The organism is Litorisediminivivens sp. KMU-197, from assembly GCF_056858395.1.
The window spans coordinates 137462-154216 of sequence record NZ_JBXEQG010000003.1 but is presented as its reverse complement, the minus strand read 5'-3'; the positions used below and the strand labels follow the sequence as shown (position 1 = coordinate 154216).

At 65.1% G+C, this 16755-nt stretch carries 18 protein-coding genes; 5 read left to right on the top strand and 13 right to left on the bottom strand.

All coding sequences use genetic code 11. The features are described 5' to 3' along the window. Window positions 1-8: 8 nt before the first annotated feature. Window positions 9-605, bottom strand: a complete 597-nt coding sequence (locus tag AC04PT_RS08595; RefSeq protein WP_482873241.1) for a DsbA family protein — start codon at window positions 603-605, stop codon at window positions 9-11. Window positions 606-706: 101 nt separating this feature from the next. Here AC04PT_RS08595 and AC04PT_RS08590 point away from each other — a divergent pair, with 101 nt between their 5' ends. Continuing rightward, window positions 707-1726, top strand: coding sequence for a ribose-phosphate pyrophosphokinase (locus AC04PT_RS08590; protein ID WP_482873240.1), 1020 nt, complete (start codon window positions 707-709; stop codon window positions 1724-1726). A 53-nt stretch (window positions 1727-1779) separates the two neighbouring features. On the opposite strand, the gene AC04PT_RS08585 is transcribed toward AC04PT_RS08590, so the two are convergent. The 11 genes from AC04PT_RS08585 to AC04PT_RS08535 form a co-directional block, all read right to left on the bottom strand. After that, window positions 1780-2454, bottom strand: a complete 675-nt coding sequence (locus AC04PT_RS08585) for a phosphoribosylanthranilate isomerase (protein WP_482873239.1) — start codon at window positions 2452-2454, stop codon at window positions 1780-1782. Window positions 2455-2463: 9 nt separating this feature from the next. Then, window positions 2464-2814, bottom strand: a complete 351-nt coding sequence (locus AC04PT_RS08580) for a LapA family protein (protein ID WP_482873238.1) — start codon at window positions 2812-2814, stop codon at window positions 2464-2466. A 9-nt stretch (window positions 2815-2823) separates the two neighbouring features. Then, a complete protein-coding gene (gene ihfB / locus AC04PT_RS08575; protein ID WP_482873237.1) occupies window positions 2824-3105 on the bottom strand; it encodes an integration host factor subunit beta in 282 nt (93 codons plus the stop codon). A gap of 356 nt (window positions 3106-3461) precedes the next feature. After that, entirely contained in the window at window positions 3462-5144 is a 1683-nt protein-coding gene (rpsA, locus tag AC04PT_RS08570; RefSeq protein ID WP_482873236.1) for a 30S ribosomal protein S1, read from the bottom strand. A 227-nt stretch (window positions 5145-5371) separates the two neighbouring features. After that, window positions 5372-6454: a hypothetical protein gene (locus tag AC04PT_RS08565; protein WP_482873235.1), complete on the bottom strand. Its 1083-nt coding sequence runs from the start codon at window positions 6452-6454 to the stop codon at window positions 5372-5374. Between the two features lie 3 nt (window positions 6455-6457). Next, window positions 6458-7450, bottom strand: coding sequence for an aldo/keto reductase (locus AC04PT_RS08560; RefSeq protein ID WP_482873234.1), 993 nt, complete (start codon window positions 7448-7450; stop codon window positions 6458-6460). Further along, the gene (locus AC04PT_RS08555; protein ID WP_482873233.1) at window positions 7447-8061 is read right to left on the bottom strand and encodes a (d)CMP kinase; all 615 of its coding nucleotides are present in this window, start codon (window positions 8059-8061) and stop codon (window positions 7447-7449) included. Before AC04PT_RS08555 ends, AC04PT_RS08560 begins: the two co-directional genes overlap by 4 nt. An 81-nt stretch (window positions 8062-8142) precedes the next feature. Next, window positions 8143-8673 (bottom strand): hypothetical protein, encoded by a 531-nt coding sequence (locus AC04PT_RS08550; RefSeq protein WP_482873232.1) that lies wholly within the window; start codon window positions 8671-8673, stop codon window positions 8143-8145. Window positions 8674-8675: 2 nt separating this feature from the next. Then, window positions 8676-10025, bottom strand: coding sequence for a 3-phosphoshikimate 1-carboxyvinyltransferase (aroA, locus tag AC04PT_RS08545; RefSeq protein ID WP_482873231.1), 1350 nt, complete (start codon window positions 10023-10025; stop codon window positions 8676-8678). A gap of 104 nt (window positions 10026-10129) precedes the next feature. After that, window positions 10130-10840: a tRNA (guanosine(46)-N7)-methyltransferase TrmB gene (trmB, locus tag AC04PT_RS08540; RefSeq protein WP_482873230.1), complete on the bottom strand. Its 711-nt coding sequence runs from the start codon at window positions 10838-10840 to the stop codon at window positions 10130-10132. Between the two features lie 478 nt (window positions 10841-11318). Continuing rightward, entirely contained in the window at window positions 11319-11939 is a 621-nt protein-coding gene (locus tag AC04PT_RS08535; protein WP_482873229.1) for a hypothetical protein, read from the bottom strand. Between the two features lie 39 nt (window positions 11940-11978). On the opposite strand from AC04PT_RS08535, the gene AC04PT_RS08530 reads away from it, so the two are divergent. After that, on the top strand, window positions 11979-12515 hold the full coding sequence (locus tag AC04PT_RS08530; protein ID WP_482873228.1) for a Crp/Fnr family transcriptional regulator: 537 nt from the start codon (window positions 11979-11981) through the stop codon (window positions 12513-12515). A gap of 133 nt (window positions 12516-12648) precedes the next feature. Here AC04PT_RS08530 and AC04PT_RS08525 read toward each other — a convergent pair whose 3' ends face one another. After that, window positions 12649-13821 (bottom strand): acetyl-CoA C-acyltransferase, encoded by a 1173-nt coding sequence (locus AC04PT_RS08525; RefSeq protein WP_482873227.1) that lies wholly within the window; start codon window positions 13819-13821, stop codon window positions 12649-12651. 90 nt (window positions 13822-13911) lie between these two features. On the opposite strand from AC04PT_RS08525, the gene AC04PT_RS08520 reads away from it, so the two are divergent. The 3 genes from AC04PT_RS08520 (at window position 13912) to AC04PT_RS08510 (ending at window position 16722) form a co-directional block, all read left to right on the top strand. Continuing rightward, entirely contained in the window at window positions 13912-14250 is a 339-nt protein-coding gene (locus AC04PT_RS08520; RefSeq protein ID WP_482873226.1) for an STAS domain-containing protein, read from the top strand. Window positions 14251-14322: 72 nt separating this feature from the next. Then, a complete protein-coding gene (locus AC04PT_RS08515; RefSeq protein ID WP_482873225.1) occupies window positions 14323-14760 on the top strand; it encodes an ATP-binding protein in 438 nt (145 codons plus the stop codon). 384 nt (window positions 14761-15144) lie between these two features. Further along, window positions 15145-16722 (top strand): gamma-glutamyltransferase family protein, encoded by a 1578-nt coding sequence (locus tag AC04PT_RS08510; protein ID WP_482873224.1) that lies wholly within the window; start codon window positions 15145-15147, stop codon window positions 16720-16722. Window positions 16723-16755: the final 33 nt, after the last annotated feature.

Genomic DNA, 16755 nt, shown 5'->3' with positions numbered 1-16755 from the left:
AAAGCCCTCTAGATGCGTCCGGAAAGGTGCAGGTCGAGGTCTTCCAACCGGTCCTGCCCCCAAAACCTCTGATCGCCGACGATATAGAACGGCGCGCCGAAGACGCCCCGATCTACCGCCTCTTCCAGATTTGCGGCATAGGCCACTGCACCGCTCAGCAGGCCACTGTCCGCCAGCGAGGGATCGAAACCGGCCTGAGCCAGCAGGTCGCGGATCACTTCATCCTGCGCGATGTCCTTTTCCTCGACCCAGACGGCCCGCGTGAAACTGTGTGCCAGCTTGCCAAGATCGCCGCCGCCCGCCTCTTGTGCCGCGATGAACGCATAGGACGAGGGTGCCGGGTTGGTGGGAAAGAACGCCGGCTTCAGGTTGATCGGCACCCCCAACTTCTTGGCCTGCCGCACCATCTCCTGCAGGCGGTATTCCTGCCGGCTGGGGTGGCGGTCCTTGGGCGGCTGACCCCCGGTCCGGCCAAACAGCGCGGCGATATCGAAGGGCTTGTAGGTGATGGACGCGTCATGTTTCGCCGCGATCTCTTCCAGCCGGGTGCCCGCGAGATAGGTGAAGGGCGAGATTGTCGCGAAGTAGTAATCAATTTGTGCCAAGTCCTTGGTTCCCCTGCGTGCCGACTTTTGCGCACCGTAGACGCGTGCTAAGCGAAGTCAACGTCACGAATCCTTTACTTTCCTGTCCGGGACCGCGCGCAATGCCTCAGATCATCGAACCGAAACTCATGGCCGGAAATGCCAACCTGCCGTTGGCGAAATCCATTGCCCGGCGCATGTCGATGCATCGCGGCATGAACGTCGGGCTGGTCGACGCCCGTGTTGAACGGTTCAACGACCAAGAGATCTTCGTCGAGGTCTTTGAAAACGTCCGCGGCGAGGACATGTTCATCGTCCAGCCGACGTCGAACCCAGCGAACGACAACCTGATGGAGCTGCTGATCATGGCCGACGCGCTGCGCCGGTCGTCGGCGGCGCGTATCACCGCCGTAATCCCCTATTTCGGCTACGCCCGTCAGGACCGCCGCGCCAAGGCGCGCACGCCAATCAGCGCCAAGCTGGTGTCGAACATGATCGTCGAGGCGGGGATCGAACGGGTGCTGACCATGGATCTGCACGCCGCGCAGATTCAGGGCTTCTTCGACATCCCGGTGGATAACCTTTATGCCAGCCCGGTCTTCGCGCTGGACATCCGTCACGCCTTCAAGGGTGCGATGGACGACATCATGGTGATCTCGCCCGACGTCGGCGGCGTGGCCCGTGCCCGCGAACTGGCGAAACGCATTCACGCGCCGCTGGCGATCGTCGACAAACGCCGCGAGAAGGCCGGCGAAGTCGCCGAGATGACGGTGATCGGCGACGTGACCGGCAAGAAATGCATCATCGTGGACGACATCTGCGACACCGCCGGCACGCTCTGCAAGGCCGCCGAGGTTCTGATCGAGGCCGGCGCGACCGAGGTGCACTCCTACATCTCGCACGGGGTGCTGTCGGGCCCGGCGGTCGAGCGTATCTCGAAGTCGGTGATGAAATCGCTGGTCATCACCGATTCCATTGAGGCCACCGACGCGGTGAAGGCGACCGAGAACATTCGCATCGTGCCCACCGCGCCGATCTTTGCGCAGGCGATCCTGAACATCTGGAACGGAACATCGGTATCGTCGCTCTTCGAGCACGAGACGTTGGAGCCGATCTACGAGGGCATGTACACCGGCGGCTGATCCCGCGCGGGTCCCGGCCGCCGCGTCGGGACTTCCTTGGACGTGCCTGCCCTTCAGACGCTGCGCAGCGATGGCGGCGCGGCCTTGGCCTGACGCGCCGCATCCACGAAGGCCGCGATCTTTGCCGCATCCTTCACCCCCGGCGCGCTTTCCACGCCCGAAGACACATCCACTTGCCTGGCGCCGGTCATGGCGATGGCCTCGGCCACGTTCTCCGGCGTCAGCCCGCCCGCCAGCATCCAGGGCACCGGCCAGCGCCGCCCGGCGATCAGCCGCCAGTCGAACGCCAGCCCGTTGCCGCCCGGCAGATCGGCGTGTTTCGGCGGCTTCGCGTCCACCAGCAACTGGTCCGCCACCCGGCCATAGGTTGTCAGCGCGTCCAGATCCTCTCGGTCTGCCACGCCCACCGCCTTCATCACCGGCAGGCCAAAGGCCGCACGCACCGCGACCACCCGCTCCGGGCTTTCCTTGCCGTGCAGTTGGAGCATGTCCAGCGGCACCTCGTCGGTGACCGCCTGAAGCAGCGCATCGTCGGGGTCTACCATCAGCGCCACCTTGGCGACGCCCGCAGGCACCTCGAGCGACAATGCCCGCGCGGTCGCGATATCGACGTTGCGGGGCGATTTCGGAAAGAACACGAAGCCTACGTAAGCCGCACCCGCCGCTGCGGCGGCAGACACGTCTTCGGGCCGGCTGAGCCCGCAGATCTTGGTGCGAATGTCGGTCACCCGGAAAGCTTAGCTGGCTTCGTCCAGCAGGGCAAAGACCTCGTCCTTGCCTTCGTGCTTGTCCGCCTTCAGCCGCCGTACCTCGCGCTTGAGACGCTTGATCTCGGCATCCTTGCGGGCGCTCTCGGCGCGCTGCTTGAATTCGCGCAGCCATTCCCAGACGAAACCGATCAGAAGGCCCAGCGCAACACCGGCGAGGATCACCATGAACAAGGGCAGCTGAATGGATTCGTTCGTCCCCGCAAGCGCCGCCAGTCCGGAGGGCAGCAGCTCCAACGTGACGATGTCGCGATTGGCAACCGCGACGGCGACCAGCGCCAGAGCCACGATCGCCAGGAAGGCGTATTTGATATACCGCATGGTGTCGCTTTACTTTCCGTTCAACCGATCGCGCAGCAGCTTGCCGGTCTTGAAGAACGGCACGTGCTTCTCTTCGACCTCAACCGCCTCACCGGTGCGCGGGTTCCGCCCGGTGCGCGAGTCACGTTTCTTTACCGAGAACGCACCGAAGCCCCGAAGTTCGACACGGTCTCCGCGCGACATGGCGCTGGTGACCTCTTCGAAGATCGTATTCACGATACGCTCCACATCACGTTGATAAAGATGCGGGTTTTCGTCTGCAAGTTTCTGGATCAGTTCCGATCTGATCATCTGCGCCATCCCCCCTGGTAACGGTTCGCGCTGTGTTTCGCTGTCTAGGACTATAGAAACAATGCGCGCATTCCGAAACATCCGATACGGGGCAAGATAGGGCAAACCGCCTGAAAATTCGCGATTTTTTAGCGGTCGCGCAGTGAATTAAGGATTGCCTGCCGGGTTTGGCGGCCTACCGGGTTGGGGAATCTGGATGCCGCCCGGGGTCACGAATCGCCCGTGGGGACACGCCGTCAGCGGGCTGGGCAATGCCCTGCCGGGTCCGCCCAAGACCGCTGATGAGGGTCATTCGTGGCATGAAAAAGGCCCCGGCGCGATGCACCGGGGCCCTTCGATTTCAACGCAGGGACGATTTACTCGTCGCCGCCCTTCAGCGCCGCGCCAAGGATGTCGCCCAGCGATGCACCCGAGTCGGAGGAGCCATACTGCTGCACGGCCTCTTTCTCTTCGGCGATCTCGCGTGCCTTGATCGACAGGCCCAGACGGCGGGTCTTGCTGTCGACGTTGGTGACGCGGACGTCGACCTTGTTGCCGACCGAGAAGCGCTCGGGGCGTTGCTCGGCACGGTCACGCGACAGGTCGGAGCGGCGGATGAAAGACTTCATGCCTTCGTATTCCACCTCGATGCCGCCATCCTCGATCGCCGTCACTTCGACGGTGATGACCGAGCCGCGCTTCACGCCGCCAACGGCTTCGGCGAACTTGTCGCCGCCGACCGCCTTGATCGAGAGCGAGATGCGCTCTTTCTCGGTGTCGACTTCGGACACGACCGCTTCGACCATGTCGCCCTTGCGGTAGTTCTGGATGGCATCTTCGCCACGCTCGTCCCAGCTGAGGTCCGAGAGGTGCACCATACCGTCGATTTCGCCCGGAAGGCCGACGAACAGACCGAATTCGGTGATGTTCTTGACTTCGCCTTCCACCTGAGTGCCCTCGGGGTGGGTTTCGGCAAAGACTTCCCACGGGTTGCGCATGGTCTGCTTGAGGCCAAGCGACACACGACGTTTCGCCTGATCGATTTCCAGCACCATGACTTCGACTTCCTGCGAGGTCGAAACGATCTTGCCGGGGTGCACGTTCTTCTTGGTCCAGGACATTTCCGAGACGTGAACGAGGCCCTCGACACCCGGCTCCAGCTCAACAAAGGCACCGTAGTCGGTGATGTTGGTGACGCGGCCGGTGTGGGTCGATTCCAGCGGGTACTTGGCAGCCACCAGATCCCACGGGTCTTCCTGCAGCTGTTTCATGCCGAGGCTGATGCGGTGGGTTTCCTTGTTGATCTTGATGACCTGGACCTTCACGGTCTCGCCGATCGACAGGATCTCCGAGGGGTGGTTGACGCGGCGCCAGGCCATGTCGGTCACGTGCAGCAGGCCGTCGACACCGCCGAGATCGACGAAGGCGCCGTATTCGGTGATGTTCTTGACCACGCCGTCGACCGCTTGGCCTTCGGCCAGGTTGGCGATGACTTCCGCACGCTGTTCGGCACGCGATTCTTCAAGGATCGCACGACGCGAGACAACGATGTTGCCACGGCGACGGTCCATCTTCAGGATCTGGAACGGCTGCTTCAGACCCATCAGCGGGCCGGCGTCACGCACGGGGCGGACATCGACTTGCGAGCCGGGCAGGAAGGCCACGGCGCCGCCGAGATCGACGGTGAAGCCACCCTTGACGCGGCCGAAGATCGCGCCTTCGACGCGCTGATCGTCTGCGTAGGCTTTTTCGAGGCGGTCCCAGGCTTCCTCGCGGCGGGCCATCTCGCGCGAGATGACGGCTTCGCCACGGGCGTTCTCGGCTGAGCGGAGGAAGACCTCGACTTCGTCGCCGACGCTGATGTCGGGTTGTTCGCCGGGATTCGCGAATTCTTTCAGCTCGACTCGGCCTTCCATCTTGTAGCCGACGTCGATGATGGCTTGTCCCGCTTCGATCGCGATGACCTTGCCTTTGACGACAGAGCCCTCTTCGGGGGTGTCCATTTCGAAGCTTTCATTCAGGAGGGCTTCGAATTCCTCCATCGATGTGTTTTGAGCCATGTGGCGTTCAGTTCCTTCGTTTCATCGTATTCCGGCCGGGCGGTTGTCTCCGCCGGTCTTGGTGGCATTTGGTCGGATCGGCTGACCGCAAAACAAAGAGGGCCGGTGGTTGTCCGACCCTGCTCGCTCTGCTGTTCGGCGGCGTTGACGCCTTCTCGACGGGGGCGTCTATACGCGCTAAGGCTGGGTGTTTCAAGCGGTTTCGCCTTGCGGTTTGTGCCGCGCCCTCACGGCATCCGCGCCAGCGCCGCCTCTGCCTCTTCGTGGCGAACCGTATCGTCGGGCATGCTCAGCCGTCCCGCCCCCTTCCACCCGGTCGATACCCCCCGGCAATGCAGGAAGACGAACTCCGGATGCAGCCTCTGGCGCAGGAACGGCAGCCGTTCGATCCCGTGAATGTCCCAACTGCTGCGCCCCAGCGGCCCCGAGGGCGCGATGCAGAACTTCGGGGGCGCCTGGCGCGGCGGCTGATGCGCAAAGACGTGGTCGCGGTGCAGGTAGGGCCCGTCGCTGCCCGGCGCGCCGTAGACCCAGATGCCACCCACCTGCACGAAACCGATCCGGCTGTCCTTCGCCGCCTCGAAAACCCCGCGCGTGCCACGCCGGACGATCAGCTCGTCGACGTCGCAGTTCAGTATCGCCGCCGCCGCGCCCAGAAACCGCATCCGCAACACATTGAACAAAGCCGTCTGCATGTATTTCTCGGTCCGTCGAAACGGCTTCAGCCCCACCGGCCCGTATTTGAACGGGGCCGGCAGAACCAGCACCCGCTTCAACCCCACGGGCTTCAGCGCGGCCCGGATGTCCTTGGGCGCGTAGGCGTCCGAGCCGTTGTCCACCACGATCAGCGCCTGCAACCCGTGCTCCTGCACGTGCCAGGCCGCATGGTCGCGCATCCACTGCAGGTCGTTGTTCTTGTTGACATAGAATGCGGTGTTGAGCCCCGCGAACTGCCCCGATCCATCGGCGGCCACCGTGCTGTCTCCGGTCCAGCCGTCCAGCGTGACTGCCATCCGTTTCGGCATATCCTCGGCCAGAACCTGCGCTACGAAATGACGCTTGTAGCGCCGCATCCGCCAGAGCTTCGCCGGGACACCGTCCAGCGCAAACTCCGCCCGCCGGAACACCGCCCGCAGGTTGTTCAAAGGCGGCCCGATCACCGTCACCTTGCCGTCGCGCCAGAAGGCATCGTACCACAGCGTCTCGCGGTCGAGCGCATCAAGGTATCCCTCCGGCCGGAACTGAGGCTTCAGCACCGACTTGCGCCGCAGATGTTCGGGCAAGGCCAGGGGATGGAAGCGCTCGGCCATGGCTCAGCAATACCGCTCCGGCCCGACGTACTGGCCCGGCGAATACCGCGCACCATGCGCCCAGCCCACCGGCAAGGCCGCGTCGATGCGGGCCAGATCGGCCTCGGCCAAGGTCAGTTCGGTGCCCCGCACGCATTCCCGGAAATGCCGCACCGACCGCGTGCCGGGGATCGGGATCACGTGATCGCCGCGCGTCAGCAGCCAGGCAATCGCCAGCGCCGCCGTGGGCTCTCCCACCTCCGCCGCCAGGGCGCGCAGCCGGTTCGTGGCGGCGATGTTGGCCTCGTAGTTGGGGCTTGCGAAACGCGGATTGTCCTTCAGGAACTCCAGGTGCGGCACCCGCTCCGCCTCGATCGGACTGTCGGTCAGAAACGCCCGCCCCACCGGAGAAAACGCCACCAGCGCCGTCCCCTGCCGCGCGCATTCCTGTACCAGACCCAGCTCCGGCGCCCGCGTGGCCAGCGAATACTCGTTCTGCACCGCCGCCACCGGCGCCACCGCAGCGGCCCGCCGCAGCGAGGACGGCGCGATCTCGGAGAACCCGAAGGCCCTGATCTTGCCCTTGTCGCGCAACCGCACGAGGCTGTCCGTCACCTCCTCGATCGGCACCTGCGGATCGCGCCGGTGCACATAGAACAGATCGACCGTCTCCAGACCCATCCGTTTCAGGGAGCCGTCCAGCTCGCTTTCGAGGTGTTCCGCGCTGTTGCGGAACACCCGATTGCCGTCATCGTCACGGGAAATGCCTGCCTTGGTGGCGATGTGAAACGTGTCGCGTGCTGCCCGGTTGCGCCGCAGGTAGGCGCCGATGGCATTCTCCGACCGGCCCATGCCATAGACGTTCGAGGTGTCGACATGCGTCACCCCAAGCTCCATCGCCGCATCGAGTATCGCCCAGGAATTCTCGTCCGTCGTCGGGCCGTAGAACTCGGCAAAGGACATCGCGCCGACGCCGATGGCCGACACCGCCTGCCCGCCGATCTCTCGCGTCTTCATGCCCGGTCCATCCGTTCCTTCACGGACTTCAGTGCCGCGGCGAACGCATCCGGGATCGACATCTCGGTGGTGTCGAGGTGCACCGCATCCCGGGCCGGTTTCAACGGCGCCTCGGCCCGCCCCATGTCCCGCGCATCTCGTGTTCGGACATCGGCGAAGACCTCCTCGAAGCTGGTTTCGAGCCCCTTGCCGCGCAACTCCTCGAACCGCCGCGTCGCCCGTGCCTCGGCACTGGCGGTGACGAAAAGTTTGGCCTCGGCATCGGGGCAGATCACCGTGCCGATGTCGCGCCCGTCCAGCACCGCGCCCCCGTCGCGCCGCGCAAAGGCGCGCTGGAAATCCACCAGCGCCGCCCGCACCTCGGCCAGCACAGCTACCTTGGAGGCCGCCTGCGCCACCTCGGGCGTGCGCAGCCGCTCATCTTCGAGATCGGCCGCCACCAGCGCCCGCGCCGCCGCCAGCGGCTCTTGCCCGTCCAGCACCCGCCGCCCGACCGCGCGATAGAGCAGCCCGGTGTCGAGATGCGCGAATCCCAGTTCTCGCGCCAGCGCCTTGGAAATCGTGCCCTTACCCGAGGCCGCGGGCCCGTCGACCGCAATCGTGAATGCCATGAATGTCTCGTCCTTTCCGCGCCTTGCCGGCGGTGTCCCCGTGAAGGTGAGCCAAACGCCGGCGGATGTAAACGCCGCCCGTCAAGGCAGGGTCCGGCGCGCCGTCCGGCGCCGCCAGAGCGCCCGCACCCCACCCGCCAGCAGGGCCGACAGGCCGACGGTGGCCGCGGCCGACTTGATCAGCGTGGCGGTGCTCGCGCGCAGCACGAGGCCTGCGTCAGGCTGCGCCGGATCGCCCGACAGCAGCGCGGCGACGGTGTGATTCTCGTAAAGGTCCGCCAGCATGCCCAGCACCGCGATCAGCGAGAGCATGCGCGCCACCCGACGCCCGTAGGCAAGGTGAACCCCCAACGCCACCGTGACCGCCAGCATCGGGGGATAGGCCGCGTCGAGCATGTGTTGCGTCTGGAGATAGAAGGCGCGGCCCTCGTCCCCGAGCGCCATCAGAAAGCCCCGCGCCGTGGCGAGGTCGTAGCCCGTGGGCTGGAGATCGAACGGCATGGCGCCGCCTGCTGCCTCGACGATCCGAGGCAGGGACCAGACCACCATGATCAGGTACAAAAGGCCGGTCAGCCCGAACAGGACCCAGAACAGGACAACCGGGCGCGACATCCTCAGGTCTCGCGGCTGATGTCGGCGCCAAGCCCGGCCATCAACGGCTCGAAGATCGGGAAGGAGGTCGCAATGGGCGTGCCGTCGTCGACCCGCACCGGCTGTTGCGCCGACATGCCCAGCACCATGAAGGACATGGCGATCCGGTGGTCGAGGTGGCTGGCGCAGGTCGCGCCGCCCCTGACGCCGCCCGGCCCCTGCCCCGTGACGCGCCACCAGTCCGGGCCATCCTCGACCGAAACGCCGCAGGCGCGAAGGCCCGACGCCATCGCCTCGATCCGGTCGCTTTCCTTGACGCGCAGTTCCTTGACGCCGGGCATCTCGGTGACGCCAGTGGCGTTGGCGGCCACCACCGACAGCACCGGGTATTCGTCGATCATGCTGGCGGCCCGCTCGGCCGGAACCTCTATCCCCTTCATGTCAGGTGAATATTTTGCGCGCAGGTCGGCCACCGGTTCGCCACCCTCTTCGCGCATGTTTTCGTATTCGAGGTCCGCGCCCATGTCGCGCAGGGTGGTGAACAGGCCGGCGCGCGTCGGGTTGAGGCCGATGCCCGGCACCAGCACGTCCGAGCCCGGCGTGATCAGCGCCGCGCAGACCGGGAAGGCCGCCGACGAGGGATCGCGCGGCACCGCGATGGTCTGGGGCTTCAGTTCGGGCTGGCCGGTGAGGGTGATGACGCGGCCTTCGTCGGTCTCTTCGGTGATGATCTCGGCACCGAAGCCCGCGAGCATGCGCTCGGTGTGGTCGCGGGTGGCCTCTTTCTCGATCACCACGGTCTGGCCGGGGGCGTTGAGACCGGCAAGCAGCACCGCCGATTTCACCTGCGCCGAGGGGACAGGCACCGTGTAACGCACTGGTATCGCGTCCTTTGCGCCGACAAGGGTCATCGGCAGGCGGCCGCCGGAGCGGCCCACGGACTGACAGCCGAACAGCGCCAGCGGATCGGTGACACGTGCCATCGGGCGTTTGTTGAGGCTGGCGTCACCAGTGAAGGTCACGGTGATCGGCGTGGTCGCCATCGAGCCCATGATCAGACGCACGCTGGTGCCCGAGTTGCCGCAGTCAACCACTTGATCCGGCTCGGAAAATCCGCCGACACCGACGCCGCGCACTCGCCATGTGCCATCGTCGTCGCGTGTCACCTCGGCCCCGAAGGCGCGCATGGCCTTGGCGGTGTCGAGCACGTCCTCGCCTTCGAGCAGCCCGGTCACCACGGTTTCGCCCACCGCCATGGCGCCGAAGATCAGCGAGCGGTGCGAGATCGACTTGTCGCCGGGCACTTCGGCCGTGCCCGTGAGAGGCCCGCAAGCCTTTGAAACCATTGGGATAGGGGTGCCGTGGCCGGACATGGTCGGAGATCCTTCGTTATCGCTCGCAGTCCTCTTAGCAAGGCGGCGCGGGCGCGTCCATGCGGGCCTCTCGTAGGATGGGTGCTCAGCACCCATCCTACCGCTCACCGCTTGCGGAACGTCAGGTAGTGCGGGGTTCGGCCTTCGCGCAGGGCCTTCTGCTCGTAGCGGGTGGAAATCCAGTCTTTCCAGGGGTTTCGCCAATCCTCGGGGCCGTCGGCGAGCCATTCGAACCCGTGTCGCGGCACCTGTTCGAGAGTCTGGCGGACGTAATCGGGGATGTCGGTGGCGACGCGGAACTCGGCGCCGGGCTTCATAAGGGCGGACAATGGCGCGAGATGTTCGGGGGTGACGAAGCGGCGACGATGGTGCCGTTTCTTCGGCCAGGGGTCCGGATAGAGCAGAAAAGCTCTGGAAATTGAATGGCTTGGCAGGACGTCAAAGAGATCGCGGGCGTCTCCGGGGTGGATGCGGAGGTTCGAGACACCTGCTTCGCGGACCTTGCCGAGCAGCATGGCGACGCCGTTGATATAGGGCTCCGCGCCGATGATTCCGGCTTGCGGGTTGCTTCGCGCCTGATGAACGAGGTGTTCGCCGCCGCCGAAGCCGATTTCGACCCAGAGCTCGCGTCCACCAAAAATCGACGCGATATCAAGGGGTTTGCGGTCCGGGTTCTCCTCCCAAGACACTGTGCCGGGCGAGAGCGTCGCCAGATCCTCGTCGAGGTAGCGCTCTTGGCTTTTGCGCAGGCCCTTGCCTTTGAAGCGGCCGTAGAAGTTGCGCCAGGGGGCGCCGGAGGGGTGTTTGTCGGTCATGGAGGCGGGGTTTAGCGGGCTGCACGGACGGGCGCAACTCAGCCTGCGTTTTGTACAATTTGTACAAAACCACCCCCTGTTTTGTACAAATGCCCCCCAAGGCCGCCGGGCTCTATCCATGTTTTGGGAAAAGACCGGGAAGCACATAGCTTCCTTTACGCGCGGCAAGAGTCTGCAACTTGACGCCCGCTGTCCCGAGATATGCAGCAACCGCTGCGACATTCGCCTTGCCAGCATTGGATGTGGGCTCATATCAAAACACACAGTTGTCCGCTCTGAGCCCTCTTTCGCCAATGCTGCACTATGCACCAATATCCGCAATTAGGGGGGCGCCAAGAACGTACTCAAGGTAAACGGAGCTTCGCAAAGGGTTTGAGGCACAGTTTCTTCAGTTGTTCCGGCTGGGGACGCGCCAGTGACAGGAACGACCAATTTTGGCCGATTGGTTTTGGCACGGTGTATTTGGCAGTCTGCGCGGTTACCCACACCCGTTGTGACGGCGCCACATCTCTGGATCGTATCCATGCGGCACGTTTTCACACGGATCATCCTCATACCCGCGCAGGACGTTGTACTTCTGAATTTGCGCGTCGCTTAGAAGTTCGGGCGTAGACAGATGCCTGGAAAGATGGATGAACCGCAACCTGGCACGCGCCTCGCCAACCTCTGCGAGCAGTTCGCGAAGCCTCTCTTCCGAAAGGTCCGAACCGACGAAGGCGTCGTTCAATGCTGCCTCAGCAGCAATGAAACTCTCCCCGGCAGCGACGGCATCCGTGCGCATCTGCTCATAGATTGCCGAGATCGCTTCTATTTGGCTCGCTGAAAGGTCCAGTTCTTCCCCAAGCGCAAGAAGATGGGCAGGCCCGGGTCGGCCGTTCAATTCGGCCGGCAAGGCCAGGCCCCAGCCTCCGCCGCGCCGCAACTCTTCGATGTCTTGTTCTGAGAGGCTCTTGATTTCGCGCGTTTCAAACCCAGAATACGGCGCGCTGTTTCCCCCATGCCCGTGGTCTTGGGCGAACGCAGCCAAGGGCAATATGGCGATCACCAAGACCAAAGATTTCTTAGGATGCAGAGTCATTTTGAAGTCCTTCCAGGTCACGTGTCGAACAACTTGTAGCATCGGACTAAATTCGCCCATATGATCATTATCATGTTTAGTGTCGTATCTCGGCTTTTTGAAAAAGAGCAGATCGTGCCGCTTGAGGCCGGGAAGACAGTCTTCCGGACAGGTGATCGCGTGCTGTTGATGTATTTGGTCGTCGAAGGTGGGGTCGATCTTGTGCGCTATACAGCGAGCGGCACTTCGTTGATATTGAACCGTGTCAGCCCGGGCAACGTTTTGGCCGAGGCTTCGGCCTATTCAGCGCAATACCATTGCGACGGTCTGGCCAGCACGAAGACCCAGCTAAAATCGCTTCCGGTTTCGCATTTCCTTGAACGCCTTCACAACTCCGCAGACATTGCGCGCTCTTGGGCTGCCCAGTTGGCTCGCGAATTGCAGAACGCGCGAATGCAGTCCGAAATTCGGTCGCTCAAAACAGTGGCTGAACGATTGGACGCATGGCTCGGGTTGCGAAATGCTTTGCCGCAGAGGGGTGAGATACAAGATTTAGCACGCGTTCTCGGTGTATCGCGCGAGGCGCTCTATCGTGAACTCGCCCGGCGGCGCAATTAGGCTTCGAGTGACAAACCCGATCTGTTTCTGGCACAGGCAATAACCACCGTTTCTGAAAGCTGACAGTTTGCGGGAGCAGCCACTGGAGCAAGCACAGCGAAATGGCGCTCCGTCCCGCACAGCTGCCCTTTCATCAGCAGCGCTCGATGGCGATGGCGGTGCCTTCGCCGCCGCCGATGCAGATCGCCGCGACGCCGCGTTTCAGCCCGCGCTTTTCCAACGCGTTGAGCAGCGTCACCATGATGCGGGCTCCCGACGCGCCGATGGGGTGGCCCAAAGCGCAGGCGCCGCCGTTGACGTTGACCACGTCGCGCGGCAGGCCCATTTCCTGCATGAAGGCCATGGGGACGACCGCGAAGGCCTCGTTGACCTCCCACAGGTCGACGTCCGAGACCTTCCAGCCGATGCGGTCGAGCAGCTTCTTCGCCGCCGGCACCGGCGCGGTGGTGAACCATCCCGGTGCCTGCGCGTGCGACGCGTGACCGAGGATGCGGGCGCGGGGGGCGACGCCCTGTGCCTCGGCGGTCTCTTGCGTGCCCAGCACCATGGCGGCGGCACCGTCAGAGATCGACGAGGCATTGGCGGCAGTGACCGTACCGTCCTTGCGGAAGGCGGGCTTCAGCGTCGGGATCTTGCCGGGGCGGGCCTTGCCGGGCTGTTCGTCGCGGGTGATGATCGCCTCGCCCGAGCGGGTGTGGAGCGTAACCGGCGCGATCTCGTCATCGAAGGCGCCGGTGCGTTCGGCCTCCAAAGCGTTATCGAGAGAGGCCAGCGCATACTGGTCCTGCGCTTCACGGGTGAACTGGTAGTGATCGGCACAATCCTCGGCGAAGGTGCCCATCAGGCGACCCTTGTCGTAGGCGTCTTCCAGCCCGTCGAGGAACATGTGATCGATCACCTGGCCGTGGCCGATGCGGGCGCCGCCGCGCATCTTGGGCAGGAGGTAGGGGGCTTCGGACATGCTTTCCATGCCGCCGGCGACCATGGCCGCGGCGTCGCCCAGCGCGATGCGGTCGAAGCCCATCATTGCGGCCTTCATGCCGGACCCGCACATCTTGTTGATCGTGGTGGCGGGTGTCTCTTCGCCGAGCCCGGCCTTGAACCCGGCCTGACGCGCCGGGGCCTGGCCCTGGCCCGCGGGCAGCACGCAGCCCATCAGCACCTCGTCGACGGCGGGTTTGCCGGCATCGCGCAGCGCAGCGGAGATCGCCACGCCACCCAGCGTGGCGGCGGGGACGCCATCGAATTCGCCCTGGAACCCGCCCATCGGCGTGCGCGCTGCGCCCAGGATCATCACGTCTTTCATATTGGCCTCCCCAAGTTGCCGGTCCATGCATACCGAATGGTAAGGTTTGCCGTCTAGCGTACCATGATAACGTAACGCAAGGTGACAGGCATGCACATAAGCAGCAGGACCGCCGACGATTTCCAGGTCGTCACGGTCGACGCCGACCGGATCGACGCCGCGGTGGCGATCCAGTTCAAGGACATGATGCGGGTCGAGACCGAAGCCTCCGGAGGCCGGGTGATCCTCGACCTCGGGCGGGTCGAGTTCATCGACTCCAGCGGGCTGGGCGCCATCGTGGCGGCGATGAAGCAACTGGGTGCAAAGCGCAAGCTCGACCTTGCGGGGTTGACGCCGAACGTCGAAAGCGTGTTCCGGCTGACCCGGATGGACAGCGTCTTTTCGCTGTATCCGACGCTGGACGCGGCGCTGATGGCCGGCGCCGACTGACCCTGCACGATGCAGGCCCGGCCGTGCCGTGCGCGGCATGGCGGGGCCACGCCACGGGAGGACACGTCCCCGATGACCCGCACCGCCGACCGCAGCCTCCGGATCGAGGCGCTGAGCGCCGACACCATGGCGCGTGAGATGCTTGCTCGAACCGTGGCGCGGCTGGCTGAGTGGGAGGTGCCGGCAGAGACCGCGGGCCACGTGCAGATCGCGCTGGCGGAGGTTCTCAACAACGTGGTCGAACATGCCTATGGCGCGCGCGACGGCGAACCGCTTGCGCTGGACCTCGCGCTCGAGGACGGGCGGCTGTGCTGCCGGGTGACCGATCAGGGCCGCCCCTTTCCCGACTTGACACTGCCCGACGGCAAGGCCGCGAGTTTGGACCTGCCGCTGGATGCATTGCCGGAGGGTGGTTTCGGCTGGTACATGATCCGCGAGTTGACCGATCGGCTGGGCTATGAGCGCCGCGGCGACAGCAACGTCTTGACGTTGCATTTCCGGATCGGGTGATCCCGGTCCGGGCGAGGGCCGCAGGCGGTGCCCGGCGCATCATCCGGCGTTTCGCCCGAGTGTCAGATGTGATTTCGCCGGCACGATGCCGCTGGGCTTCGGGCGCGTGACAGCATGGATTCGGCGCTGATTTGGGGCCGAAGGTGATCAGGGTCACTCTGGCAGCGCGAAAGACGCAAAACGGCCTCAATCCCATCGCACCGGTGCCCGATTGCCACGTCATAAGGGACGGGTAGCTGCATATAGCTTCACCTCGGTGCCGCGTGTTTATAGCCCCCACCCAGTACGTGGCGCCGAGGTTCTTCCCCCCCCTCCTTTCAGCAAGTCACCATTCCTTTCCCGGCCGCGGGGCGTTAGCCTCTGCCGCCAGACAAGGAGTTGACGATGCGTGATTTTCACTTTCCCGGACGTTCGCCGGTGCTGGCCGGCAACGGCATGGTGGCGACCTCTCACCCGCTGGCGGCGCAGGAGGCGCTGACCTGCCTGAAGGAGGGCGGCAGCGCGATGGACGCGGCGCTGTGCGGGGCGGCGATGCTGGCGATCTGCGAGCCGCACATGTGCGGGCTGGCGGGCGACCTGTTTGCGCTGGTGCGCCCGGCGGGGAGCGAGAAGGTGCTGGGGTTCAACGGTTCGGGCCGGGCGCCGGCGGGCAGCGATGCCGAGGCACTGCGCGCGCGGGGACACGCGGTGATGCCCGACGGCGCGGCGCAGGCGGTGACGGTGCCGGGCGCGGTCGAGGCGATGTGCCGGCTGTCCGAGGCACACGGGCGGATCGGGCTGGAGCGGGTGTTCGCGCCGGCGATCCGCTATGCCGAAGAGGGTGTGCCGGTGGCGGCGCGGGTGGCGTTCGACTGGCCGATCAAGGCGGTGCGCCTCAAGGGCGCGGCGCGGGAGCATTACCTGAAGGATGGCAAGCCGCTGGCCCTGGGCGACATCTTTCGCGCGCCCGGCCAGGTCGAGGTGCTGCGCCGGATCGCGCGGCAGGGCGCCAAGGGATTCTACGAGGGCGAGGTGGCCGAGGACATGCTGGCGGCCTTGCAAGCGGCCGGCGGGTGTCACACGGCAGAGGATTTCGCCGCGGTCCGGGGCGACGACACCGTTCCGATCCAGGGCAGTTACGGGGGCCGCGAGTTGCTGGAGCATCCGCCCAACGGCCAGGGCGCGGCGGCGATCCTGCTGCTCAACATCCTGTCGCATTTCGACCTTGCGGGGATGGCGCCGTTCGGGACCGCGCGCACCCATATCGAGGCCGAGGCCAGCAAGCTGGCCTATGATGCGAGGAACCGGATGGTTTCGGACCCCGCAGTGCGGGACGCCACCGAGCGGATGCTCGACCCCGGGCTGGCGCGCGACCTTGCCGCGCTGATCGATCCCGGGCGGGCGCAGGCCGAAACCACGCGGATTTCCGAGGGGGTGCACCGCGATACGATCTATATCACCGCGGTGGACCGTGACGGCATGGCGGTGTCGCTGATCTATTCGATCTTCCACGGCTTCGGTTCGGGGATCGCCAGCCCGAAGTTCGGCCTTCTGCTGCACAACCGGGGGTGCGGGTTTTCGCTGGACGCCGGTCATCCGAACGAATTCGGACCGGGCAAGCGGCCGTTGCACACGATCATCCCGGGGATGCTTGGCGCCGGCGGGCGGATCGACATGCCCTTCGGCGTCATGGGCGGCCAGTATCAAGCCTGCGGGCACGCGCGGTTCGTCACCAACCTCGTGGATTTCGGCATGGATCCGCAGGCGGCCATCGACGCGCCGCGCGCCTTTGCCGAAGGCGGCGTGCTGAAGCTGGAGCGCGGGTATTCCGACGCGGTGCGGGCCGAACTTGAGGCGCTGGGGCATGATGTGGTCGTCCCGGACGAGCCGATCGGAGGAGCGCAGGCGATTCGCATCCATGACAGCGGGGTGCTGGAGGGCGCCTCGGACCCGCGCAAGGACGGCTGCGCGCTGGGGTACTGATCTTGCGGGACCGGCATGAGCGAGCAGGAGGTC